The following is a 24,096-nucleotide window of genomic DNA, read 5'->3' as shown; positions in this document are numbered from 1 at the left end:
AAACAAAATTATTCAATTCTAATTATGACAACACGTCAAGGCGTAGTCAATGGTTATCGACAACAATGAACCTAATTGCACATGTTTTTTAATGGAAAAGTAATATAATTTCAAAATGGTACACAAAATGTAATTTTAACGAAGCGAAACTGTGTATTTGGTAATAGGTAAAAAGACTCTAACGAAAAGATTTTTTCTTTTTCGGACAAACAAGTTGACATCGTTAGGGCAAAATAGGAAACTAAAATCATCTACAGGAAAGAGGGAGCGGCAATTTGCAGAAGAGAGCGATGATTATATACAATCCTGCAGCTGGGAAAAATAAGTTTCGAAAACTACTTCCAGATGCGGAAAGAATTTTAAACGAAGCTAATTTAGAAGTAACGCTAGTCCCATCAACGCCAAAGCCGAAAAGTACAACAGAGATTGCGCGACATGCGGCTGAATCAGGGTATGATATAGTAATTGCTGCTGGAGGCGATGGAACAGTCAATGAAGTTGTCAATGGCTTAATGCAAGCTGAAAAAAGGCCGAAGTTAGGGATTTTACCAGTAGGTACAACGAATGATTATGCGAGGGCACTGAATGTTGCTAAAGATCCATTAGAAGCACTTCACATTATAGCCACCCAAGAAACTATTCGCGTAGATATTGGGAAAGCAAATGAAAATGAGTTTTTTATCAATAATGCAGCTGGGGGCAGAATCACTGAAATAACCTATGCGGTAAAAGAATCAATGAAATCCAAATGGGGCAGGCTTGCTTATCTATTTAGCGGTCTTACAGTTCTTCCGAAATTATCTCCGGTAAATGTAGAAATTTTTTATAATGATGAAATTTTCAAAGGAGAAATTCTACTGTTTTTTGTTAATAAATCCAATTCTGTCGGCGGAATGGAAACATTATGCCCTCCTGCAGAGTTAAATAGCGGGATGTTCGAACTTTTAATTTTAAAAAAGGTATCTCCAAAAAAACTATTTCAACTTTTTGCTTCAATTAAAAAAGGGACGCATTTAAGTAGTCCAGATGTGATTCATGCGCGCACGAGTAAAGTCAAAGTGAAAAGTGATGCAGATTTAAATGTAAGTTACGACGGAGTATATGGCGGAAAAGCGCCGTATACATTAGAGGTAATCCCAGAAGCATTAGAAGTATTTGCAGATGAAAAACGAATTTCAGCCCGTCTTAGAGGCTAAAGCGTTTTCACTAGAAAATTTTCTGGTTTTTATGGTAAATTCATCACAAATCTGTTATCATATGTTTGTTAGGGGAAAATAGCTGCCACTATTTTTCACGGCGGAAATTCAAATCTTAGGGAAAATCAAAATGGTTTTCCTAAATTCCTGAGGGAGGAAATTGTATTATGCCTATCGTTAACATGACAGACATGCTGAAAAAAGCATTAGCTGGAAAATATGCTGTTGGTCAATTCAACATCAACAACCTTGAATGGACTCAAGCTATTTTGAAAGCTGCAGAAGCAGAAAAAGCACCAGTTATTTTAGGAGTTTCTGAAGGAGCTGCTAAATACATGGGAGGATTCAAAACAGTTGTAAAAATGACTGAAGGACTTGTAGAAGACCTGAAAATCACTGTACCTGTTGCGATTCACCTTGATCATGGTTCAAGCTTTGATTCTTGTAAAGCGGCTATCGATGCAGGATTTTCTTCTGTAATGATCGACGGCTCTCACCACCCAATCGACGAAAACATTGCAATGACTAAACAAGTTGTTGATTATGCGCATGCTAAAGGCGTATCTGTTGAAGCTGAAATTGGAACTGTTGGTGGAGACGAAGACGGAGTTACTGGTGGAATCAACTATGCTGATCCACAAGAATGTTTACGTGTAGTTAAAGAAGCTAACATTGATGCACTTGCTGCAGCATTAGGTTCTGTTCACGGTCCTTACCACGGCGAACCTGTTCTTGGTTTTGACGAAATGAAAGAAATCTCCGAACTTACAGGTGCTCCACTTGTACTTCACGGCGGTTCTGGAATTCCTGAACACCAAATCAAAAAAGCAATTGAACTAGGTCACAGCAAAATTAACGTTAACACTGAATGCCAAATCGTTTGGACTGCAGCTGTTCGCGAAAAATTAGCTACTGATGACAAAGTTTATGATCCACGTAAAGTAATCGGCCCTGGTGTGGACGCGATTATCAAAACTGTTTCAGAAAAAATTCAAGAGTTTGGTTCTAACGGTAAAGCGTAAGACAAACTTTATGATGATATAAAAATAACTGGTAGGATCACTTGTTGATTTTACCAGTTATTTTTTATGCATTATGAAGGACTTTTATAGAAGGAATTTAATTATCGTTATTAAGGCTAATATGGTATGATAACTATAGCTTTCATTTAATAAAACGAGACACTCCTAAATTCCTGATTAAAAATCATGCTTCAGGCGCATGTTTTATCTAAATAATTGAGTCATAATGTAGTTAGTTATGTGATACGACTTATTATAGTTATGTTATAATAATATATTAAATGATGAATGAACCAACGAGGAAGAGAGTAGGCGATAGTAATGAATATAGGGATTTTTACGGATACCTACAGTCCGCAAATTAGCGGTGTAGCTACATCGATAATGATTATGGAAAACGAACTAAGAAAACAAGGGCACACTGTATATATTTTTACAACAACTGACCCAAACGCTGATAGAGAGAGCGAAGAGGGCCGTGTGTTTCGTTTACCAAGTATTCCGTTCGTCTTTTTTCCAGAACGTCGCGTAGCAATTGCTGGAATGAATAAGTTTATTAAGCTAGTAGGTCGCTTGGACTTAGATATAATTCACACACATACGGAGTTTTCATTAGGTCTTTTAGGTAAGCGAATTGCTAAAAAATATCATATTCCTTCTATCCATACCTACCACACAATGTATGTCGATTACTTGCATTATATTGCGAAAGGTAAAATTTTAACACCTACTATGGTGGGGAAAATGACAAAATCTTTTTGTGATAGCTATGACGCTATAATCACTCCAACAGCAAAAGTAAGGCATCACTTAGAAGAACAAGGTATCCACAAATTAATGTATACCGTTCCAACAGGCACAGATATTTCATCATTCGCGCCAGTTGAAAAACAGCGAATTCTAGACTTGAAAAAATCACTCGGCATTGGAGAATCGGATCCAGTGATACTTTCACTTGGAAGAATTGCGCATGAAAAAAATATTGATGCGATTATTAATGCAATGCCAGAAGTACTTCAAACCAAAACAACAGCAAAATTGGTCATTGTTGGTGATGGTCCAGTGCGTAAAGACTTAGAAAAATTAGTAGAAGAAAAACAATTAGCAGACCATGTTATTTTCACTGGTGCAGTTGACTGGGAAAATATTAGTTTATATTACCAATTAGGTGATTTGTTTGTGAGTGCTTCAACGACAGAAACACAAGGCTTGACTTACGCAGAAGCAATGGCAGCTTCATTACCGGTTGTTGCCAAACGTGATGAAAGTATTGAAGGCTTTTTAAGCGACCGAGAAACTGCCTTTTTATTCGATGAAGATAGTGAACTTGCATCGCTGTTAATAAATATACTTTCGGACAAAAATACGGCAACATTGGTCGCTACGAATGGCCGTGTCAAAGTGGAATCTATTTCTGCGGATCAATTTGGAATCAACATTGAATCTACGTACAATGAAGTTCGTGAAATATACCGAGTAAAGCGCCAGAATGGGACGATTAAAGTAAAGCCCACGCTAATAAAAAGTAAAATAGCTTCACAAGTATTTTCACTATCATCTTCTACACACGTTCAAAGGAAAGAGAGGTCATCGCGGCGTGATTAAGTTGACAATGCTATCTTCGGCAGAAAAAGTAAAAGGTCAGGGTGTAGCATCAGCTTACCGCGAACTTGTGAATTTGCTAGAAGAACGATATAAGAATGAAATGGATATGAAGATTAATAGTTTTGAGAAAGCGGATATCACGCATTACCATACCGTTGATTTCCGTTTTTTTCTTTCGACTTTTTTTAAGAAGAAACGAGGCGTTCGAGTTGGATATGTCCATTTTTTGCCCGAAACAATGGAAGGGAGCCTCAAATTACCTTGGATTGCTCGCGTGGTTTTCTATAAATATTTGATTGGTTTTTACAAACGAATGGATGAGATTGTTGTTGTAAACCCATCATTTATTCCGAAACTTACAGCTTATAATATTCCAAAAGAAAAAATTCATTACATTCCGAATTTCGTTTCCAAAAAGAGCTTTTTCCCTATTTCGAAAGGAGAAAAAGGACTTGCTCGGACGAAATATGACATTCCAGCGGATAAATTTACCGTGATTGGAATTGGTCAAGTGCAACATCGTAAAGGTGTGCTTGATTTTATCGAAGTAGCCAAAAAACTTCCTAATGTTCAATTTGTTTGGGCAGGCGGATTTTCTTTTGGGAAAATTACTTCGGGTTACGAGGAATTGAAAAAAATTTATGACAATCCACCGAGTAACGTGAAATTTATTGGCATTGTGGATCGTTCAGAAATGAATGCATGTATCAATATGGCGGATGTGTTCTTTATGCCTTCTTACAATGAGCTATTTCCGATGGCGATTTTGGAAGCGATGAGTTGTGATGTTCCGATATTATTACGAAATTTAGATCTGTACGAAGAAATTTTAGATGGTTACTACGTGAAAGAAGTGGACAACCCTGGATTTATTCGGGCTATTGAACGTTTAGAAAATGATCCAGATTATTATAATGAAATGTTACAAGCTTCAAAACGAGGAGCAACTTATTATTCGGAGGACCGACTAGCTGAAATATGGTTGGACTTTTATCAAGGATTATTAACGAAGGAGTGAAGGTAGTGAGTGGAGGCGCAAAGAAAAACCTGTTTAATATTGCGATTGTATTAGCTATTAGCATCGGTTTCATTATCTGGCAATTTCAAGGCGTAGATATCTCCACTTTTTTTGCTTCGATGTTAAAAGTGAATCCTTGGTGGCTCTTGGCAGCATTTGCTGCGATGTTTATTTATTGGTTTTTGGAAGCTGTGGTGCTGCAAACTGCATCGAAACCAGCCAATAAAGGTCAACGTTTTTTTTCGTCGTTTCGAATTACGATGATTGGTCAGTTTTTTAATACGATTACTCCAATGGCGACTGGCGGACAGCCCGCGCAACTCGTTATGTTGACGAAACAAGGCATGGATGCGGGACGCGGTAGTTCGGTTTTGCTTGTGAAATTTATTATTTATCAAGCGATGGTCGTGCTAAACTTTTTAGTTATTTTGATTTTTGGTATTCATTATTTAATGACTGGCGTGACGCAACTGAAATTCCTTGTTTTACTCGGTTTTGGTGTACATGTCCTTGTCATTGTTGCGCTTATTTTAGTAGGAAGAAGCCAAAAATTCACGACAAAACTAGTGCACATATTACTTATACCAACACGCCTATTTATGAAAAAGGAAAAAGCAGCTAATTTAAGAAACACATTAGATGAAAAAATTATTACTTTCCATGAAGAAAGCAGCCGAATTGGTAAAGACTGGAAATTGATTGTTCGTTGTTGTTTTTATACTACATTGCAACTTTGGATTTACTTTTCGATTCCGTTCTTTATTTTACAGGCGATTGGCGTGACTGGGATTGGCCTTTATATGGCGATTACGTATCATGCGTTTATTATTATGTTTGCAACGGTCATGCCAACTCCGGGAGGGGCTGGGGGAGCTGAGTATACTTTCACCTTGTTATTCGGTATGTTACTCGGTCCAGCAAAACTCCTAATGGCACTTGTTTTATGGCGGATTATTACTTATTATAGCTGCATCGTTTTCGGCGCGGGCGCTTTATTAATAAAAGATACTGCTTCGAAAAAAATTAAACCGCGTATTGAAGCACTCGCAAAAGCACCAGCAAAAAATATACCACAATGATAAAAAGTTTGGGACCGTAATGTTCCCAGCTTTTTTTAGAGAAAGCTTCTTGCAAAGTAAAACAAATTAATGGATAATGAAAAAGTATTACAAGCTTCAAGAAAGAAGGGTACATTTGTGACGGATAAATTGATTATTCAAGGCGGGAAAAAATTAGCTGGCACTTTGCAAGTAGATGGTGCAAAAAATAGTGCGGTGGCCTTGATTCCAGCTGCAATTTTGGCGGAGTCTGAAGTGATTTTAGAAGGTTTACCAGATATTTCGGATGTTCACACACTTTATAATATTTTAGAAGAACTTGGCGGCACGGTTCGCCATGATAATAAAACAGCAGTTATTGATCCAACAGATATGATTTCTATGCCACTTCCATCAGGAAATGTGAAGAAATTACGTGCTTCTTATTATTTAATGGGTGCAATGCTTGGTCGATTTAAAAAAGCGGTTATTGGACTTCCAGGCGGTTGTTACTTAGGGCCGCGTCCAATCGACCAACATATAAAAGGTTTTGAAGCATTAGGCGCAAAAGTAACGAACGAGCAAGGTGCGATTTATTTGCGTGCCGATGAATTAAAAGGCGCACGGATTTATCTAGATGTAGTAAGCGTTGGAGCGACCATTAATATCATGCTAGCAGCTGTTCGTGCAAAAGGAAAAACGGTTATCGAAAATGCAGCTAAAGAGCCAGAAATTATTGATGTTGCAACGCTTTTAACAAATATGGGAGCAATTATTAAAGGTGCAGGAACTGATACTATTCGAATTACTGGCGTAGATCATTTGCACGGTTGTCATCATACAATTATTCCAGACCGAATCGAAGCAGGGACATTCATGGTACTTGCAGCAGCATCTGGGAAGGGCGTACGAATCGAAAATGTCATCCCCACCCATTTAGAAGGAATCATTGCAAAGCTCACAGAAATGGGCGTTCCAATGGATATTGAAGAAGATGCCATTTTTGTTGGAGAAGTAGAAAAAGTGAAAAAAGTAGATATTAAAACTTACGCTTATCCAGGTTTCCCAACAGACTTACAGCAACCGTTAACTGCTCTTTTAACACGCGCAGAAGGTAGCAGTGTTATCACCGATACAATTTATCCAAGCCGTTTTAAACATATTGCGGAAATTGAACGAATGGGTGGCAAGTTCAAACTGGAAGGGCGTTCTGCTGTCATAAGTGGTCCTGTGCAACTTCAAGGTTCTAAAGTGACAGCGACAGATTTACGCGCCGGTGCAGCGCTTGTTATTGCAGCACTTTTAGCTGACGGAGAAACGGAAATTCACGGGGTGGAACATATCGAACGTGGTTACAGTAAAATTATTGAAAAATTATCTGCTATTGGCGCAAACATTACTCGTAGTAGCGCAGCAGAAACAAAATTATAAAAAATGAGGCTGAGCGAATCAAGTCGTTTCAGCCTTCCCTCTAAATCCCTCCAGTATCATTTATTCCTAATACTATTTATTAACTCAAAAAGGTGGTACATATATGGCTAAACTGTCCATTGCATACTTAGAAAGTTTAACAATAAAAGAGATCTATGCTTTAGCAAAAGAACACAAAATTGCCTATTATAGCAAATTAACTAAACGAGAATTGATTTTTGCTTTATTAAAATCAAACGCAGAAAAAGAAGGATTTTTCTTCATGGAAGGTGTATTAGAAATTATTCCGAATGAAGGTTTTGGTTTCTTACGTCCTATTAACTATTCTTCTAGTTCGGAAGATATTTATATTTCTGCTTCCCAAATTAGACGTTTCGAGTTAAGAACTGGGGATAAGGTTTCTGGAAAAGTTCGTCCTCCAAAAGAAAATGAACGTTATTTTGGCTTACTTCATGTTGAGGCCGTCAATGGAGAAAATCCAGAAGTGGCTAAAGAAAGAGTGCATTTCCCAGGACTAACACCGCTTTATCCAAATCGTCAAATTCATTTAGAAACAGGCAAAAATCCCATTTCCACAAGAACGATTGATTTGATTTCACCAATCGGCTTTGGTCAACGCGGACTTATTGTAGCTCCGCCAAAAGCAGGTAAAACAGTATTGCTTAAAGAGATTGCGAACGCGATTACTACTAATCATCCAGAGTCGGAATTGATAGTCTTGTTAATTGATGAGCGTCCGGAAGAAGTAACTGATATCGAACGTTCTGTAAAGGCGGATGTTGTCAGTTCTACATTTGATGAAGTGCCTGAAAATCACATTAAAGTAGCAGAACTGGTTCTTGAACGGGCGATGCGCTTAGTAGAACAAAAACGTGATGTGGTTATTTTAATGGATAGTATTACTCGACTTGCGAGAGCCTATAACCTAGTGATTCCGCCAAGTGGTCGAACGCTTTCCGGGGGGATTGATCCTGCTGCGTTTCATAGACCGAAGCGCTTCTTTGGAGCTGCTCGTAATATTGAAGAGGGTGGAAGCTTAACCATTCTTGCCACAGCCTTAGTTGACACGGGTTCTCGAATGGACGACGTTATTTACGAGGAATTCAAAGGAACGGGAAACATGGAATTACATCTCGATCGTCAACTTGCCGAGCGCCGCGTCTTCCCGGCAATCGATATGCGCCGTTCTGGAACAAGAAAAGAAGAACTACTCCTATCCAAAGAGCGCTTAGAACAACTTTGGAAAATTCGTAAAGCAATGCCAAAACAAAGCGATGGACTAGATATTTCCGAACGTTTCGTACGCTATTTGAAGAAAACAGAGAATAATGAAGCTTTTTATGAATTATTGCAAGAAGAGATGTTTAAAAAATAAACCAAAAATACTACAGAGAAAGAAGTTATTTTATGAGTAAAATAAGACAATTATTAAATAAAATTCCGTGGTATACAGATCAAGTACATAGTATATTCATGTACCTCATTATGGGAGGATTTACGACAGTCATTAACATTGTAACATTTTGGCTATGTACATATGTTTTGAACTGGGATTACCGTATCGCAAATACTATTGCTTTTATCGCATCTGTACTTTTCGCCTACTTTTCAAATAAAAAATTTGTTTTTGACAGTTATACGCCAACTTGGAAAGATCGTCTCCGTGAAGCGAGTTCTTTCTTTGGTTTTCGTTGTTTAACCTATATAATAGATATTTTAGTCATGATTCTTTTAATCAGTTATTTATCTGTAGACGAATTATGGGCGAAAATCTGGACAAATATTATTGTGCTTGTACTGAACTACGTGTTTAGTAAATGGATAATCTTTAAAGTACAAAAATAATCTTGCTTGTTTGCTTCAACATTGTTATAATATTTATACTGTGTGTAAAAGCACTTAATTACTCTGTTTCAGATGATTCAGGGCGAAGGAGTTGAAAAGAAATGAAAACTGGAATTCATCCTGAGTACCGTCCAGTGGTATTTGTTGATACTAGTACTGATTTCAAATTTTTGTCAGGTTCTACTAAGAGCTCAAGCGAAACAATTAAATGGGAAGATGGCAACGAGTATCCATTACTTCGTGTCGAAATCTCTTCTGATTCGCACCCGTTCTATACTGGTAAACAAAAACATGCGACTGCAGACGGCCGTGTGGACCGCTTCAACAAAAAATACGGTCTCAAATAAGACTGTATGTAACGAACGAAATAATTTGCGCACTCAGCTTTTGTTGGGTGTGTTTTTTTATGGAATTATTTCTCTGAACTACTAAAAATAAAAACTTTCCTTTCAAGGGTTTACTTTTCCCTGTGAAGTTGCGTATAATATCACTAATTACTTTTTTTATGAGTAGGTATTAAAAAAGTTAAATTTTCTGTTTTGTTAAACAATAATAAGGAGGTTTTCAAGTGGAAGCAAAGTTACAAGTAGGTGTGTTAGGATTTGGAACGGTAGGTAGCGGTGTTATTCATATTTTAGAAGAGCATCAAGAAAAAATTAGTCAAGTAACTGGCTATCATATTTCTGTAAAGAAAGTGCTAGTTCGTGACTTAGAGAAAAATCGCCGTTATGAAACAAAAGGTTTTGAACTAACCACCAATCCGTCTGATGTACTGGATGATCCAGAGATTGCTGTTGTTGTCGAGGTTATGGGCAGCATCACAACTGCGCGGGAATACATTTTGCAGGCCTTGAAAGCTGGAAAGCATGTAGTAACTGCGAATAAAGATTTGATTGCGCTACACGGTGACGAATTAGTGGCAGTTGCACAAGCTAATAACTGTGATTTGTTTTACGAAGCAAGTGTTGCAGGGGGAATCCCAATTTTACGTACAATCGTAAACAGCCTTGCAGCAGATAAAATTCAAAAAGTAATGGGTATCGTCAACGGGACGACCAATTTCATGTTAACAAAAATGACAACAGAGAAAAAGTCATATGAAGATGTTTTAGCAGAAGCACAAGCTCTAGGTTTTGCCGAATCTGATCCAACGAATGATGTGGACGGAATCGATGCTGCAAGAAAAATGGTTATTATGACAAGACTCGCATTTGGTATGAATGTGAATTTAGATAATGTAGAAACAAATGGTATTCGCGGAATTTCTCCTGAAGATATCGATGTAGCTTACCAATTAGGTTATAAAATTAAACTAGTAGGTACGGCGGAAGAAACAAACGGCACAGTTAATGTCAACGTGGGCCCGGTTTTATTACCGAAGGCTCATCCGCTTGCAGGCGTTAACTATGAAAATAATGCTGTATTTGTTACTGGTGCAGCCGTCGGAGAAACGATGTTTTACGGACCTGGTGCAGGCGAACTACCAACAGCGACAAGTGTGGTTAGTGATTTAATTACCGTTGCTAAAAACAGCCGTCTTGGCACGAATGGGAATGCTTTTAACAGTTACCAACACGAAACAAAACATACACCAAAAGAACAAGTTTTCTCGAAATACTATCTTCGTCTAACCATGGACGATAAAACAGGAACCTTCCTTAAGTTGACGCAAATTTTCGCGGAAGCAGGCGTTGGTTTTGATAAAATTTTACAACAACCTTATGATGATTTCACCGCGACCGTTGTTATTGTGACACACTCAACTAGTCAAGCGCAATTAGAACAAGCAATCGCTAGAGTCAAAGATGAGCCAGAAATGCAAATGCTCGCAAAATATTCCGTTGTGGAGGGTTAAATATGTATAAAGGTTTACTAGAAAAATATAAAGAATATCTACCAGTAACTGATAAAACGCCAATGATTTCACTTGCGGAAGGAAATACCCCGCTTATTCCATTACCGAATTTGTCCAAAGAACTTGGTGTTACTTTATACGGAAAATATGAAGGCTTAAATCCAACTGGTTCTTTTAAAGATCGTGGGATGGTTATGGCTGTTGCTAAAGCGAAAGAAGAAGGTGCTGAAGCGGTTATTTGTGCATCTACTGGGAATACTTCTGCTGCGGCTGCGGCATACGCAACACGTGCAGGATTAAAAGCGTACATTGTTATTCCAGAAGGCAAAGTTGCTCTAGGGAAATTAGCGCAAGCAGTTATGTATGGAGCAGATATTATTTCGATTCAAGGTAATTTTGATGAAGCATTAAAATCGGTTCGTGAACTGGCTGAAACAGAAGCAGTAACACTTGTAAACTCCGTAAATCCATATCGTTTAGAAGGACAAAAAACAGCTGCATTCGAAATTTGTGAGCAATTAGGTTCTGCTCCAGATGTCCTTGCCATTCCTGTCGGGAATGCCGGAAATATTTCTGCATACTGGAAAGGATTTAAAGAATGGGATGAGGCTAAGGCTTCTGGACTTCCACGGATGCATGGTTTTGAAGCAGAAGGTGCGGCGGCAATTGTTCAAGGTAAACCGATTAATAATCCAGAAACAATTGCAACAGCTATTCGTATCGGAAATCCAGCCAGTTGGGGGCTTGCAGAAGCAGCTCGCGATGAATCTGGCGGCTATATCCATTCTGTAACAGATGATGAAATTGTTAATGCGTATAAAAAAATTGCAGCTCAGGATGGTGTCTTCATCGAGCCAGGTTCTGCCGCTTCATTAGCTGGTGTAATCCAACATGTAGCAAATGGAACAATTAAAAAAGGCGAAACCGTTGTTTGTGTCTTTACTGGAAACGGCTTGAAAGATCCGGATACTGCGATGAGTGTGCATGAAATTCCGATTTCTCATGTGGATGATATCGAAGCAATGCGCACACATTTACGTTCAGGAGTGAATGCTTAATGCGTATTCGTGTACCAGCAACGACAGCCAATCTTGGCCCTGGCTTTGATTCGTGTGGTTTAGCTTTGACGTTATATTTAACACTTGATATTGGAGCGGAAGCAGACTCTTGGTATATCGAACATAATATTGGCGGCGGGATTCCGCATGATGAAACCAATGTCATTATAGAAACTGCCTTAAACCTGGCGCCTAATTTAACGCCGCATCATTTAGTGATGACTTGTGATATTCCACCCGCTCGTGGACTAGGCAGTAGTTCTGCGGCAGTTGTTGCGGGAATTGAATTAGCAAATACACTTGCTGAACTTAACCTTTCAAAAGAGGAAAAAGTCCGGATAGCTGCTGAAATAGAAGGGCATCCAGATAATGTCGCGCCAGCTGTTCTTGGAAACTGGGTCGTAGGAGCGAAATTAGATGGAGAAGATTTCTATGTGCGCCACCTTTTTCCTGATTGTGCTTTAATTGCTTTTATTCCAAAGGCAGAACTTCTTACTTCGGAAAGCCGTGGTGTTTTGCCTGATACGCTTCCGTTCAAAGAAGCTGTCCAAGCCAGTAGCATCGCCAATGTAATGATTGCCGCGATTTTGCGCAATGATATGACATTAGCGGGAGAAATGATGGAACGTGATTTATGGCATGAAAAATATCGCAGTCAATTAGTGCCACACTTAACACAAATTCGCGATGTAGCCAAAAGCCAAGGAGCCTATGCTGCTTGTTTGAGCGGCGCTGGCCCAACTGTCCTAGTGTTCGCTCCTCGACACCTCGCGAATAAACTGCAAACATCTTTACAAACACTGGAAATCGATGCGGACGTCCTTCTTCTTGATGTCGAAGGAAGTGGCGCAGAAGTTTTTCGTTAAAATTAAGCTATGCCCACATGCGGCGTAGCTTTTTTTAACTATATGTCCCAATTTGTGCCTCTCTATGATAAAATAGGAAAAGAGTTTATAAAGTTAAAGGGAGCGGTCTTAATGGCACAGTTATTTTTCCGTTATGGTTCCATGAATAGTGGGAAAACCATTGAAATTCTAAAAGTCGCACACAATTATGAAGAACAAAATAAAACAGTGGCTATCTTTACTTCGGGTATTGACGATAGAGACCAAGTTGGCTTCATTTCAAGTCGAATTGGGCTGAAACGAGAAGCAACTCCTATTTTTAGTGACACAGATATTTTTGAAATCGTAGCGAATATTAACCCAAAACCAAATTGTGTTCTTTTAGATGAATCACAATTTCTAGAAAAAGAACATGTATTTCAGTTAGCGAAAATTGTAGATGAATTAAATATCCCAGTAATTGCTTACGGACTAAAAAATGATTTTCGAAACGAGCTTTTTGAAGGCTCGAAATATTTGCTGCTATATGCAGATAAATTAGAAGAAATGAAAACAATTTGCTGGTTTTGTGCAAAAAAAGCAACGATGGTTCTGCGCGTGGATGACAAAGGTAAACCAGTTTATACAGGCGAACAAATTATGATTGGCGGAAATGACCACTATTACCCTGTGTGTCGCAAATGTCATGCCAATCCACCAATAAAATAATTAAAAGAGGTGTTGAAATATAATGTATGATCGATTACAGGCGGTGGAAGACCGTTACGATGAATTAAATGAGTTATTAAGTGATCCAGATGTAGTATCGGATCCCAAACGATTACGCGACCTTTCTAAAGAACAATCTGGCATTACAGCGACAGTCGAAACTTACCGAGAATACAAAAATGTAAACGAACAAATTAACGAAACAAAAGAACTCCTAGGAGAAAAACTAGACGATGAAATGCGCGAAATGGCCAAAGAAGAATTCGCGGAACTTCAAAAAGAAAAGGCAGATTTAGAAGAAAGACTAAAACTATTACTCGTTCCAAAAGACCCTAATGATGACAAAAACGTTATTTTAGAAATTCGCGGAGCAGCTGGTGGAGATGAAGCGGCTTTATTTGCCGGCGATTTATTCCGTATGTACAGTAAATATGCGGAATCACGTGGCTGGAAAGTAGAAATCATGGACGCGAACCCGACCGGTATTGGTGGTTACAAAGAAATTATTGCAATGATGAACGGAAATGATGCCTTTTCTCGCATGAAATATGAGAACGGGGCGCACCGTGTTCAACGTGTACCAGAAACAGAATCAGGCGGCCGAATCCATACATCAACAGCCACAGTAGCCATTTTGCCAGAAGCGGAAGAAGTGGAAATTGAACTGCACGATAAAGATATCCGCACGGATACATTTGCGTCTACTGGTGCCGGCGGACAAAGTGTCAATACGACGATGTCAGCTGTACGCTTAACGCATATTCCAACTGGGATTGTCGTATCGATGCAAGATGAACGTTCCCAGCTGAAAAATAAAGACAAAGCGATGAAAGTATTACGCGCACGTGTATATGATAAATTCGAACGTGAAGCTCGCGAAGAATATGATGCAAACCGCAAATCCGCTGTTGGAACGGGTGACCGCTCTGAACGTATCCGGACTTACAACTACCCGCAAAATCGCGTAACCGACCATCGTATTGGCTTAACTATTCAAAAGCTAGATCAAATTATGGAAGGTAAACTCGATGAAATCATTGACGCGCTTATCCTAGAAGATCAAACAAGTAAATTGGAGCATTTAAATGACGCAAATTAGTCAGTTGCTAAAAAATGCTGAGACCATCCTTCTTGAAAAAGGGCTAGACCAAAATGCAGCAGAAATTTTACTAGAAACCAGAATGGGACTTTCGCGTTCGGAGCTTTGGACGGAAATAAATCGTGAACTTGAACCGAATCATGAAAAGCAATTTGAGGAAGATTTTGCTAGATACTTGGCTGGCGAGCCGGTGCAGTATATTTTAAAAACAGCACCTTTTTATGGTTATGATTTTTTAGTGACAGAAGACGTCCTTATTCCGCGGCCTGAAACAGAAGAGTTAGTCGCTTGTGCGGAGGATTTTTTGAAAAAGCATCCAGTTAAAAACGTGCTAGATGTTTGTACTGGAAGCGGGATTATAGCGATTGCGCTCAAAAAAGCATTTCCTGCTATTTCGGTGACAGCTTCTGATATTTCGGCTCCAGCACTTGCCGTGGCCAAAAAGAATGCATTACTATTAAATGCGGATGTGCGTTTTGTGGAAACAGATTTACTTGAAGCATTTAAACAAAACGAAGAACGATTCGATATGATTGTCGCCAATCCTCCCTATATTTCTGAAGCAGAAAAAGCAGAAATGTCGGATTATGTGCTTAAAAACGAACCTTCATTAGCATTGTTTGCTGAAAATGATGGACTCGCTATTTATGAACGATTTGTGGATAACTTACAATATGTCCTAAATTCCTCTTTTTGGGTAGGGGTGGAGATAGGTTATACACAGGGCGAGCGTGTAAAACAATTATTCGAAAAAAGTTATCCACATTCAACTATTATTATCCACAAAGATATCAATTCAAAAGATCGTTACGTAACATGCTCTAACATATTGATATAAAGGCGTTTCTGTAAAAGAAGCGTCTTTTTCTTTTTAAAGTTATCCACAAAACTGTGGATAAAATGTTGTGCAAAAAAATTTTTTAATCAAATCTTAATAAAGAAAATGGCTTTTTTACTTAACTTAACGAATTATCCACATTTCACAATAAGTTATCCCCATTGACAAAGTTATTATCCACAGTTTGGGGATAACTTTTGTTCGAAAATGGCGATTTACAGGTTTTAAAAAACAATACTGTAAAAATAAGACGGAAAACGTTAAAATATAATAGAAGTTATGTAAAGGGGACTGGAATTCATGCAAACTATTCATTGGAAAATAACCAACCAACAATCAAATCAAGCTATCTATCAAGAAGCAGCAGAACTACTACAAAATGGCGAATGCGTGGCTTTTCCAACCGAAACAGTTTATGGTCTTGGAGCAGATGCAACCAACCAAGCCGCTATTCAAAAAATATATGAAGCAAAAGGTCGCCCGTCAGATAACCCATTAATTGTCCACATCGCCCGCCGCAATCAAATGGATTCATTCGCGGCAAGTTATCCACCGAAAGCTATCCAACTCATGGATAAATTTTGGCCGGGTCCACTTACGATTATTCTTCCTTTGAAAAAAGATAGTTTGGCTACGAACGTTTCTGCCGGCTTATCCACAGTAGGTGTCCGCATGCCGGAACATCCTGTAAGTCTAGCATTAATAAGCGCAGCGAATGTTCCTGTTGCGGCTCCGAGTGCGAATCGTTCTGGAAAACCAAGCCCAACAACAGCTGACCATGTTATAGAAGATTTAGATGGGAAAATTGCTGGAATTATCGACGGTGGCGCAACTGGGGTTGGTTTAGAGTCTACCGTTATTGATTGTTCCTTAGAAATTCCGATTATTCTGCGCCCAGGCGGCGTTACAAAAGAACAGATCGAGCAAGTAATTGGCCCTGTGGATATATCGACAAATAATACGAAAGAAACGGAAAAACCAAAAGCACCTGGCATGAAATACACGCACTATGCCCCGAAAGCACCAGTTTATCTAATAGAAGGATCTACCCAATTTTGGCAAAGGGAAATAAATAAAGCTGAAGCTGCGAATAAAAAACTGGGTATTTTGGCGACGAAGGAACTAATAAGTCAACTAAACACGAGCGGTACCATCGAAACAACGGGCAGTGTCAAAGCATTAGATGAAATTGCTACAAGCCTTTACAAAGGTTTACGAGCTTTTGACCACGCAGATGTAGATATTATTTTTGCAGAAGTGTATCCAGAAACAGAGCTTGGAGCCGCCATTATGAACCGATTAGAAAAAGCTGCTGGCAATAGGAGGATTACTGAATGAATGTCTTATTTGTTTGTACAGGAAATACATGTCGAAGTCCTTTAGCTGAAAAAATTTTGCAGGATTTGCGCCCAGATTTAGAAGTTCGTTCAGCTGGAACACATGCTTTGGACGGGGATGCTATTTCTGAAAACTCACGCCAAATTCTCGCGCAAATGAATTTACCACACACGCACCACACTAAAAAAGTTACACAAGCAGATATAGATTGGGCAGATCAAATCTATGTAATGACTCAAAATCATCAAGTAGAACTAAAAAGCCTTTTTCCGAAAACGAGCGATAAGATTCAACTAATTTCCGAAGATAATATAGATATTCCAGATCCTTACGGTGGATCGATTGAGCAATACGAAATTACCTATTATGAACTAAAAAGTGCAATTTCCGAACGTTTTTTATAAGTGAAGCGCTTCACTATCGGAAATTGCGTTTTTTTATTCCAAAATGCTTGCTTTTCTACCTGATTTAAGTAATTATTAAAGATAATACATAACAGTTCACTTGAAAAATTTATCAGAAAAGGATGGGGTCCACAGATGGTCTATTTACAAAAGCAAGATAAGGAAGTTTTTGATGCAATTAAGTTAGAGCTTGGTAGACAACGCGCGAATATCGAATTAATCGCATCTGAGAATTTTGTTAGTGAGCAAGTAATGGAAGCAATGGGTTCTGTATTAACGAATAAATATGCAGAAGGTTACCCAGGGAAACGCTATTACGGCGGATGTGAATTCGTGGATATTGTGGAAGATTTAGCACGCGATCGCGCGAAAAAATTATTTGGCGCTGAATATGCGAACGTTCAACCACACTCAGGTGCTCAAGCGAATATGGCAGTTTATCACACAGTGCTTGAACCAGGCGATACTGTTCTTGGCATGAACCTTTCACATGGTGGTCATTTAACACATGGTAGCCCAGTTAATTTCAGCGGTGTTTTATACAATTTTGTTGAATATGGCGTTCGTGAAGATACAAAAGAAATTGATTACGATATTGTTCGTGAAGCAGCTTTAAAACATAAACCAAAAATGATTGTGGCAGGCGCAAGTGCGTATCCACGTAAAATTGATTTTGCTAAATTCCGCGAAATTGCTGATGAAGTTGGCGCATACTTAATGGTAGACATGGCGCATATTGCTGGCCTTGTTGCTGCTGGCTTGCATCAAAATCCAGTTCCTTATGCTGATTTTACAACGACAACTACTCATAAAACCCTTCGTGGACCTCGCGGTGGAATGATTTTAGCCAAAGCGGAATGGGAACAAAAATTAAATAAATCGATTTTCCCAGGAATCCAAGGTGGACCGTTAATGCACGTAATCGCAGCGAAAGCCGTAGCGTTTGGTGAAGCGTTACAACCTGAATTCACGGCGTACTGTGAACAAATTATTCGTAACTCTAAAAAATTAGCAGAAACACTTCAAGCGAATGATGTTGCTGTTTTAACAGGTGGCTCGGATAACCATTTACTCTTAATTGATCTAAAACCACTAGGCTTAACAGGGAAAGCAGCGGAGAAAGTATTGGATGAAGTTGGTATTACCGTGAATAAAAATACCATTCCATTCGAAACAGAAAGCCCATTTGTCACAAGTGGTATCCGTGTAGGTGTTGCGGCAGTAACTACTCGTGGATTTGATGAAGTTGCGATTGAAAAAGTTGGCGTACTTATTTCGGAAGTACTGCATAACTTAGAAAATGAAGAAGTTCTCGCAGATGTAAAAGCACGCGTGGCTACTTTAACAAATGAATATCCGCTTTATCCAAGTTTATAAAATAAGTGATCCGGTTTTTTCTATAAATAGAGAAAACCGGTTTTTTTCATGTATAGCAAATTAATCCTTGCACTTGTGTCTTGTTCTGATACAATAAGAGAAGGAAATTTTCAATATCAAAGGAGCGAACTAATCGATGGCAAATGTACACGTAATTAATCACCCACTAGTACAACACAAATTAACAATCATTCGAGATAAAAATACGGGAACAAAAGCATTCCGCGAACTTGTAGATGAAGTCGCTACATTAATGGCGTACGAAATTACACGTGATATGGAACTCGAAGACATTCAAGTAGAAACACCACTACAAACAACAACTGCTAAAACACTTACTGGTAAAAAATTAGGGATTGTTCCTATTTTAAGAGCTGGTCTTGGTATGCAAGATGGTATTTTAAAACTTATTCCTGCAGCAAAAGTAGGACATGTAGGTCTTTATCGCGACCATGATACACTAGAGCCAGTAGAATATTTTGTAAAACTACCTTCTGACGTGGAAGAACGTCTTTTCATCGTTGTAGACCCAATGCTTGCAACTGGCGGATCTGCAATTATGGCTATCGATTGCTTGAAAAAACGCGGCGCTCGCAACATGAAATTCATGTGTCTAGTAGCAGCTCCTGAAGGCGTTAAAGCGCTTCAAGACGCACATCCAGACGTAGAAATCTATGTAGCAGGTTTAGACGAGAAGTTAGACGAAAATGGTTATATCCGTCCAGGCTTAGGAGATGCTGGCGATAGATTATTCGGAACTAAATAATTAATAATCTCCTCGGTATAGTGAGATAAGGAATGATAAACAGTACTGCTTTTTAACAGGCTGGGAAATTTTTTGTCGAACTATTTCTGAGGAGTTTTTTTATAAGGAGGCTCGAAATTGGCTAAAATCAAAGTAATGAGTATCTTTGGGACAAGACCAGAGGCAATAAAAATGGCACCGCTCGTTTTAGCACTAGAAAAAGAACCAGAAACATTTGAGTCGACAGTAGTGATTACAGCTCAACACCGTGAAATGCTTGATCAAGTCTTAGAGATTTTTGATATTAAACCAGATATTGACTTAGATATTATGAAAAAAGGCCAAACCTTAGCCGATATAACTTCACGTGTAATGAATGGGATTAATGAAGTTATTGCTGCCGAAAATCCTGATATCGTTTTAGTTCATGGGGATACAACGACTAGTTTTGCGGCAGGACTCGCTACCTTTTATCAACAAAAAATGCTCGGACATGTCGAAGCTGGACTTAGAACGTGGAATAAATATTCGCCATTTCCAGAAGAGATGAATCGTCAGTTGACAGGTGTTATGGCGGATATGCACTTTTCCCCGACCAAACAAGCGAAAGAAAATTTGCTTGCGGAAGGAAAAGATCCGGCTACTATTTTTGTGACTGGGAATACAGCAATTGATGCTCTTAAGACGACTGTGCAAAAAGATTACCACCATCCAATTCTGGAAAATCTTGGCGACCATCGTTTAATACTTATGACGGCTCACCGCAGAGAAAATTTAGGCGAACCGATGCAAGGGATGTTTGAAGCGGTTCGAGAAATCGTGGAAAGTCGTGAGGACGTTGAACTTGTGTACCCGATGCATTTGAATCCAGCTGTTAGGGAAAAAGCAATGAGCATTTTAGGTGGACACGAACGAATTCATTTAATCGAACCGTTAGATGCGATTGATTTTCATAATTTCTTGCGTAAATCTTATCTTGTATTTACTGATTCAGGTGGCGTTCAAGAAGAAGCACCAGGCATGGGCGTGCCAGTTTTAGTTTTACGTGATACGACGGAGCGCCCAGAAGGAATCGAAGCAGGGACGTTGAAACTAATTGGAACGAATAAAGAAAATTTGATAAAAGAAGCGTTAGATTTACTTGATAATAAAGAAAGCCACGATAAAATGGCGCAAGCTGCTAATCCATATGGTGATGGTTTCGCTTCGAACAGAATTTTAGCAGCAATCAAAAGTCAGTTTGAAAAAACGGGTCGACCAGAAGATTTTGTCGTGTAAAACATAGCGGGAAACTAGGCGTTAGAGTCTAGTTTTCTTCTTTTTTTATAATGAAAGCGCCTTATTGTTACAGATGTGTTACACGCTCGATTTTCACTAGTTCTTTTATGTTACATGTGATAAGATGGTCAATGTTATTAATATAAGAGCCCAAAAAATAGCTTGTTTTTAGCATAGGGATAGAAGACTGCGCTCAGTATTCACTACAATCCCGCCGACGCTAGGTTTGCGTTGACTGAATTGGAATTTATACGGGCACTCTATACCAAAATGCAACTCATGATAAGTGAGTCCGGCTGTTTTTTCCGTTCTTTTTCTTGGGAAAAGAACTTTCGGTCGCAAAATTTGCGAATAATCGTATCGAATTCTTTTACCAATAGTGGTAGAAGTTTTTTTATTTGTGCGAAAGAGAGTTTTCGTCACCTTTTTTGTGAAATATCACACGAACGGAAGACGAGTTTTCCAATGATTACGGAGGTGTTGGTTGCTGTTAAATGGACAAAAATAATTCTGGCGTGGCAATCTAGGAAACAGATAGATTTTGAAATCAAAAAAATCTCAGAAATAATAGGCTATTCTTTTATGGATGGGCCCGATTGTGGTACTATTAGTAGTAGATGTACACACAATTTGTGAAAGTGTATTGACTTTTCTCTTTTGGCTGTTGTATGCTAAGAACTGACACGCTGATAAGGCTTTCATGTGTGTTTGGGATTGGGATGAATTGGGAGAAATGTGCTTGTTTTCACAAACTGAATTTACTCCCTGAGATTTCAAAATGGTCATCTGGAAAGAAAAATCTTTTGAAAAAGAAAGGATTGCGCCCCGAATGTTAGAATCGCTAATTGGCATGTATCATCGTCATCAAAAGTATATGGTTCTTTTTATTGCTATTTGTCTTTGTGGATGGTTTTTAACCCCGTATATACATATTTTCTTGGGACTTAAGTTGGGTTTAATCGTCGGCTGGTTCAACTACTGGTTGTTAATGAGACGAACACAAGCAATGACTAGGGCTTTGGCTGAAAATCGTTCTTTTTATGGTATGGGAATGCCATTTAGGATGGGAAGCGTGTTATTTGCTACTATTATAGCGACGCAACTGCCGGAATATTTTCATGTTTATAGCATGGTAATCGGACTTGGGCTTGCATATGCAATTATTTTTCTAGATTTTTTTGCGTATTCCATGTACCGCAGAAAAAAGTTTTTAAAAAGAGAGGGGTGAACCTAATTGGAAGAGGAATTTCCAACGATAAGCCTATTAGGGATCGACTTTAATCTATCTAATATTTTGATGATTACTGTGACCTGTGTCATCGTTCTTCTAATAGCCATTATCTGTACCAGAAATCTGCAACGCCGTCCTACCGGAAAGCAGAACTTCATTGAATGGATTATGGATTTTGTCAGAGGTATTATTAATAGTAATATGGACTGGAAAACCGGTGGTAGATTCCACGTACTTGGTATTACGCTACTAATGTTTATCTTCGTAGCTAATATGCTAGGGCTACCATTTCAAATCGCGATTAACGATGAAGTGTGGTGGCGTTCACCTACAGCGGATCCAATTGTCACATTAACACTTGCGATAATGGTTCTTGGCTTGACGCATTACTATGGTATTAAAATGCGTGGTTTTAAGCACTACTTTGTTGGTACTTACTTTAGTCCAATGAAATTTTTATTCCCACTTAAATTAGTAGAAGAGTTTGCTAATACTTTAACGCTTGGTTTACGTCTTTACGGTAATATTTTTGCCGGTGAAGTTTTGTTAACCATTATTGCGACACAACTTGCTCATATGAATATATTTGTAGGTGTGCTAGCGATAATTCCTGCGATATTATGGCAAGGATTCTCAATTTTCATTGGGGCAATTCAAGCGTACATTTTCACTATGTTGACAATGGTTTACATGTCGCATAAGGTCAGTGACGAACATTAAACTAACTTTCAATTAAGTCATTTATAAAAGTAATAAAAAATAATTTTAAGAAAAATTAGGAGGATAATTATATGTCTTTAGGTGTTATTGCAGCTGCTATTGCTGTTGGATTAGGTGCATTAGGTGCGGGTATTGGTAATGGTCTTATCGTATCAAAAACTGTCGAGGGTGTTGCGCGTCAACCAGAAGCGCGTTCTATGCTACAAACAATCATGTTCATTGGTATCGGTCTTGTTGAGGCCCTTCCTATCATCGCTGTAGTTATTGCGTTCATGGTTCTTAATAAATAATTTGAAGGAACTTGAGGGAATAAAACCTCATCTCTTTCGTTTTGAACGAATAATTCAAGCGAATGTATAGAAAGGAGTGAAACTGGCGTGTTACAACCACATTTAGTAATTGGTTCCGCATTTACGTTTGGTGATGCATTCTTCACACTTTTTGCTTTCGCAATTTTGCTAGTTTTAATCCGAATTTATGCTTGGAAACCTCTTATGGGAGTTATGAAAGAGCGTGAAGAGCATATTGGTTCTGAAATTGACGCGGCAGAAGAAAGTCGTGCTCAAGCAGAACAATTACTTGCTGAACAAAAAAGTGTTTTACAACAAGCTCGCGTGGAATCTCAAACAATGATTGAAAATGCAAAACAGCTTGGTGAAAAAGAACGCGAAGAAATTGTCAAAACTGCTAGACGTGAATCAGAACGTATAAAAGAAGAAGCAAAAGCCGATATTGCACGTGAAAAAGAAGATGCTATTTCTGCTCTTCGCGAACAAGTCGGTTCCTTATCTGTTCTTATTGCATCGAAAGTCATCGAAAAAAATCTGGATGAAAAAGAACAATCTAACCTTATCCAAGATTATATCGAAAGGCTAGGGGATGACAAATGAGTAAAGATTTGGAAGTTGCAGGTCGCTATGCCAATGCGCTTTTTCAAGTAGCCCAAGATAAAGATTTAGTCGACATTTTTTCAGAAGAATTAACTGAATTAAAAGCCGCATTAAATGCAAATAAAGATTTTGTAAAACTACTTGAAAATCCTACTTTCACGACCGAGCAAAAGAAAAATCTTGCCAGCGCTGTTTTTGAAAAAATCAATCCGACATTAAGAGATTTTATTTATCTTTTAATCGACCGTAGCAGAGAAGATTACCTTTCTGTTATTGCGGACGTTTACCAAAAACGCGTAAACGACTTGAATGGAGTTGCGGATGCAGATGTTTATTCTGTTGTTCCACTTTCCGAACAAGAACTTACGGCGCTCTCGAGAGTATTTGCTGCGAAAATGAACAAAACAAAATTAAACATTCAAAATCACATTGATAAATCCCTTCTTGGTGGAGTCAAAGTGGTTATTGGAACCCGTATATATGATGACAGTCTAAAAACGAAATTAAAGGACATGGAACGGCAAATTAAAAAAGCCTAGTTTCCGTTTAACGAGGG

General features: G+C 38.6%; 26 protein-coding genes. All 26 read left to right on the top strand.

The window, feature by feature from the left end; all coding sequences use genetic code 11:
* Nucleotides 1-275 precede the first annotated feature (275 nt).
* Entirely contained in the window at nucleotides 276-1,196 is a 921-nt protein-coding gene (locus tag HRK21_RS04460) for a diacylglycerol kinase family lipid kinase (RefSeq protein WP_069888359.1), read from the top strand.
* 167 nt (nucleotides 1,197-1,363) lie between these two features.
* A complete protein-coding gene (gene fba, locus HRK21_RS04455; protein WP_003729264.1) occupies nucleotides 1,364-2,218 on the top strand; it encodes a class II fructose-1,6-bisphosphate aldolase in 855 nt (284 codons plus the stop codon).
* Nucleotides 2,219-2,539: 321 nt separating this feature from the next.
* Nucleotides 2,540-3,823 carry a glycosyltransferase family 4 protein gene (locus HRK21_RS04450; RefSeq protein ID WP_069888360.1) on the top strand — a complete coding sequence of 428 codons (1,284 nt, stop codon included), beginning with the start codon at nucleotides 2,540-2,542 and terminating at the stop codon, nucleotides 3,821-3,823.
* Nucleotides 3,816-4,841 (top strand): glycosyltransferase family 4 protein, encoded by a 1,026-nt coding sequence (locus tag HRK21_RS04445; protein ID WP_070006543.1) that lies wholly within the window; start codon nucleotides 3,816-3,818, stop codon nucleotides 4,839-4,841. The genes HRK21_RS04450 and HRK21_RS04445 overlap by 8 nt, the downstream gene beginning before the upstream one ends.
* 5 nt (nucleotides 4,842-4,846) lie before the next feature.
* Nucleotides 4,847-5,920 (top strand): lysylphosphatidylglycerol synthase transmembrane domain-containing protein, encoded by a 1,074-nt coding sequence (locus HRK21_RS04440; RefSeq protein WP_069888362.1) that lies wholly within the window; start codon nucleotides 4,847-4,849, stop codon nucleotides 5,918-5,920.
* A 117-nt stretch (nucleotides 5,921-6,037) separates the two neighbouring features.
* A complete protein-coding gene (murA, locus tag HRK21_RS04435) occupies nucleotides 6,038-7,309 on the top strand; it encodes a UDP-N-acetylglucosamine 1-carboxyvinyltransferase (protein ID WP_077952753.1) in 1,272 nt (423 codons plus the stop codon).
* Between the two features lie 103 nt (nucleotides 7,310-7,412).
* Nucleotides 7,413-8,684 carry a transcription termination factor Rho gene (gene rho, locus HRK21_RS04430; RefSeq protein ID WP_070006541.1) on the top strand — a complete coding sequence of 424 codons (1,272 nt, stop codon included), beginning with the start codon at nucleotides 7,413-7,415 and terminating at the stop codon, nucleotides 8,682-8,684.
* Nucleotides 8,685-8,716: 32 nt separating this feature from the next.
* Nucleotides 8,717-9,154 carry a cell wall teichoic acid glycosylation protein GtcA gene (gene gtcA / locus HRK21_RS04425; RefSeq protein WP_003729258.1) on the top strand — a complete coding sequence of 146 codons (438 nt, stop codon included), beginning with the start codon at nucleotides 8,717-8,719 and terminating at the stop codon, nucleotides 9,152-9,154.
* A gap of 101 nt (nucleotides 9,155-9,255) precedes the next feature.
* Nucleotides 9,256-9,501 carry a type B 50S ribosomal protein L31 gene (locus HRK21_RS04420; RefSeq protein WP_003726356.1) on the top strand — a complete coding sequence of 82 codons (246 nt, stop codon included), beginning with the start codon at nucleotides 9,256-9,258 and terminating at the stop codon, nucleotides 9,499-9,501.
* A 221-nt stretch (nucleotides 9,502-9,722) separates the two neighbouring features.
* A complete protein-coding gene (locus tag HRK21_RS04415; RefSeq protein WP_070006540.1) occupies nucleotides 9,723-11,009 on the top strand; it encodes a homoserine dehydrogenase in 1,287 nt (428 codons plus the stop codon).
* A gap of 2 nt (nucleotides 11,010-11,011) precedes the next feature.
* A complete protein-coding gene (thrC, locus tag HRK21_RS04410; protein WP_070006539.1) occupies nucleotides 11,012-12,067 on the top strand; it encodes a threonine synthase in 1,056 nt (351 codons plus the stop codon).
* Nucleotides 12,067-12,933: a homoserine kinase gene (gene thrB, locus HRK21_RS04405; protein ID WP_069888364.1), complete on the top strand. Its 867-nt coding sequence runs from the start codon at nucleotides 12,067-12,069 to the stop codon at nucleotides 12,931-12,933. The genes thrC and thrB overlap by 1 nt, the downstream gene beginning before the upstream one ends.
* A gap of 111 nt (nucleotides 12,934-13,044) precedes the next feature.
* The gene (locus HRK21_RS04400; RefSeq protein WP_003739792.1) at nucleotides 13,045-13,620 is read left to right on the top strand and encodes a thymidine kinase; all 576 of its coding nucleotides are present in this window, start codon (nucleotides 13,045-13,047) and stop codon (nucleotides 13,618-13,620) included.
* A gap of 22 nt (nucleotides 13,621-13,642) precedes the next feature.
* Nucleotides 13,643-14,719 (top strand): peptide chain release factor 1, encoded by a 1,077-nt coding sequence (gene prfA / locus HRK21_RS04395; protein WP_003726351.1) that lies wholly within the window; start codon nucleotides 13,643-13,645, stop codon nucleotides 14,717-14,719.
* Nucleotides 14,706-15,557, top strand: a complete 852-nt coding sequence (gene prmC / locus HRK21_RS04390) for a peptide chain release factor N(5)-glutamine methyltransferase (RefSeq protein WP_070006538.1) — start codon at nucleotides 14,706-14,708, stop codon at nucleotides 15,555-15,557. Before prfA ends, prmC begins: the two co-directional genes overlap by 14 nt.
* A gap of 300 nt (nucleotides 15,558-15,857) precedes the next feature.
* Nucleotides 15,858-16,895, top strand: a complete 1,038-nt coding sequence (locus tag HRK21_RS04385; protein ID WP_069888367.1) for an L-threonylcarbamoyladenylate synthase — start codon at nucleotides 15,858-15,860, stop codon at nucleotides 16,893-16,895.
* Nucleotides 16,892-17,299 carry a low molecular weight protein arginine phosphatase gene (locus HRK21_RS04380; protein ID WP_070006537.1) on the top strand — a complete coding sequence of 136 codons (408 nt, stop codon included), beginning with the start codon at nucleotides 16,892-16,894 and terminating at the stop codon, nucleotides 17,297-17,299. The genes HRK21_RS04385 and HRK21_RS04380 overlap by 4 nt, the downstream gene beginning before the upstream one ends.
* Before the next feature lie 135 nt (nucleotides 17,300-17,434).
* The gene (gene glyA, locus HRK21_RS04375; protein WP_003726682.1) at nucleotides 17,435-18,676 is read left to right on the top strand and encodes a serine hydroxymethyltransferase; all 1,242 of its coding nucleotides are present in this window, start codon (nucleotides 17,435-17,437) and stop codon (nucleotides 18,674-18,676) included.
* A 136-nt stretch (nucleotides 18,677-18,812) separates the two neighbouring features.
* Nucleotides 18,813-19,442 (top strand): uracil phosphoribosyltransferase, encoded by a 630-nt coding sequence (gene upp / locus HRK21_RS04370; RefSeq protein WP_003723470.1) that lies wholly within the window; start codon nucleotides 18,813-18,815, stop codon nucleotides 19,440-19,442.
* Between the two features lie 117 nt (nucleotides 19,443-19,559).
* Entirely contained in the window at nucleotides 19,560-20,699 is a 1,140-nt protein-coding gene (wecB, locus tag HRK21_RS04365; protein WP_069888369.1) for a non-hydrolyzing UDP-N-acetylglucosamine 2-epimerase, read from the top strand.
* A gap of 465 nt (nucleotides 20,700-21,164) precedes the next feature.
* On the top strand, nucleotides 21,165-21,335 hold the full coding sequence (locus tag HRK21_RS04360) for a hypothetical protein (RefSeq protein WP_077905693.1): 171 nt from the start codon (nucleotides 21,165-21,167) through the stop codon (nucleotides 21,333-21,335).
* A gap of 193 nt (nucleotides 21,336-21,528) precedes the next feature.
* Nucleotides 21,529-21,927, top strand: coding sequence for an ATP synthase subunit I (locus HRK21_RS04355; protein ID WP_069888447.1), 399 nt, complete (start codon nucleotides 21,529-21,531; stop codon nucleotides 21,925-21,927).
* Between the two features lie 6 nt (nucleotides 21,928-21,933).
* Nucleotides 21,934-22,650, top strand: coding sequence for a F0F1 ATP synthase subunit A (gene atpB, locus HRK21_RS04350; RefSeq protein ID WP_031695309.1), 717 nt, complete (start codon nucleotides 21,934-21,936; stop codon nucleotides 22,648-22,650).
* 71 nt (nucleotides 22,651-22,721) lie between these two features.
* Complete coding sequence (gene atpE, locus HRK21_RS04345; protein ID WP_003723467.1) at nucleotides 22,722-22,940, top strand: F0F1 ATP synthase subunit C; 219 nt, start codon at nucleotides 22,722-22,724, stop codon at nucleotides 22,938-22,940.
* Nucleotides 22,941-23,027: 87 nt separating this feature from the next.
* Nucleotides 23,028-23,540 carry a F0F1 ATP synthase subunit B gene (gene atpF, locus HRK21_RS04340; RefSeq protein WP_003739784.1) on the top strand — a complete coding sequence of 171 codons (513 nt, stop codon included), beginning with the start codon at nucleotides 23,028-23,030 and terminating at the stop codon, nucleotides 23,538-23,540.
* Nucleotides 23,537-24,079 carry a F0F1 ATP synthase subunit delta gene (locus HRK21_RS04335; RefSeq protein ID WP_003739783.1) on the top strand — a complete coding sequence of 181 codons (543 nt, stop codon included), beginning with the start codon at nucleotides 23,537-23,539 and terminating at the stop codon, nucleotides 24,077-24,079. Before atpF ends, HRK21_RS04335 begins: the two co-directional genes overlap by 4 nt.
* The last annotated feature ends 17 nt before the right edge of the window (nucleotides 24,080-24,096 follow it).

This window comes from Listeria monocytogenes, from assembly GCF_013282665.1.
GTDB classification, from domain to species: Bacteria; Bacillota; Bacilli; order Lactobacillales; family Listeriaceae; genus Listeria; species Listeria monocytogenes_C.
This window is presented reverse-complemented; position numbering and strand designations above follow the sequence as displayed.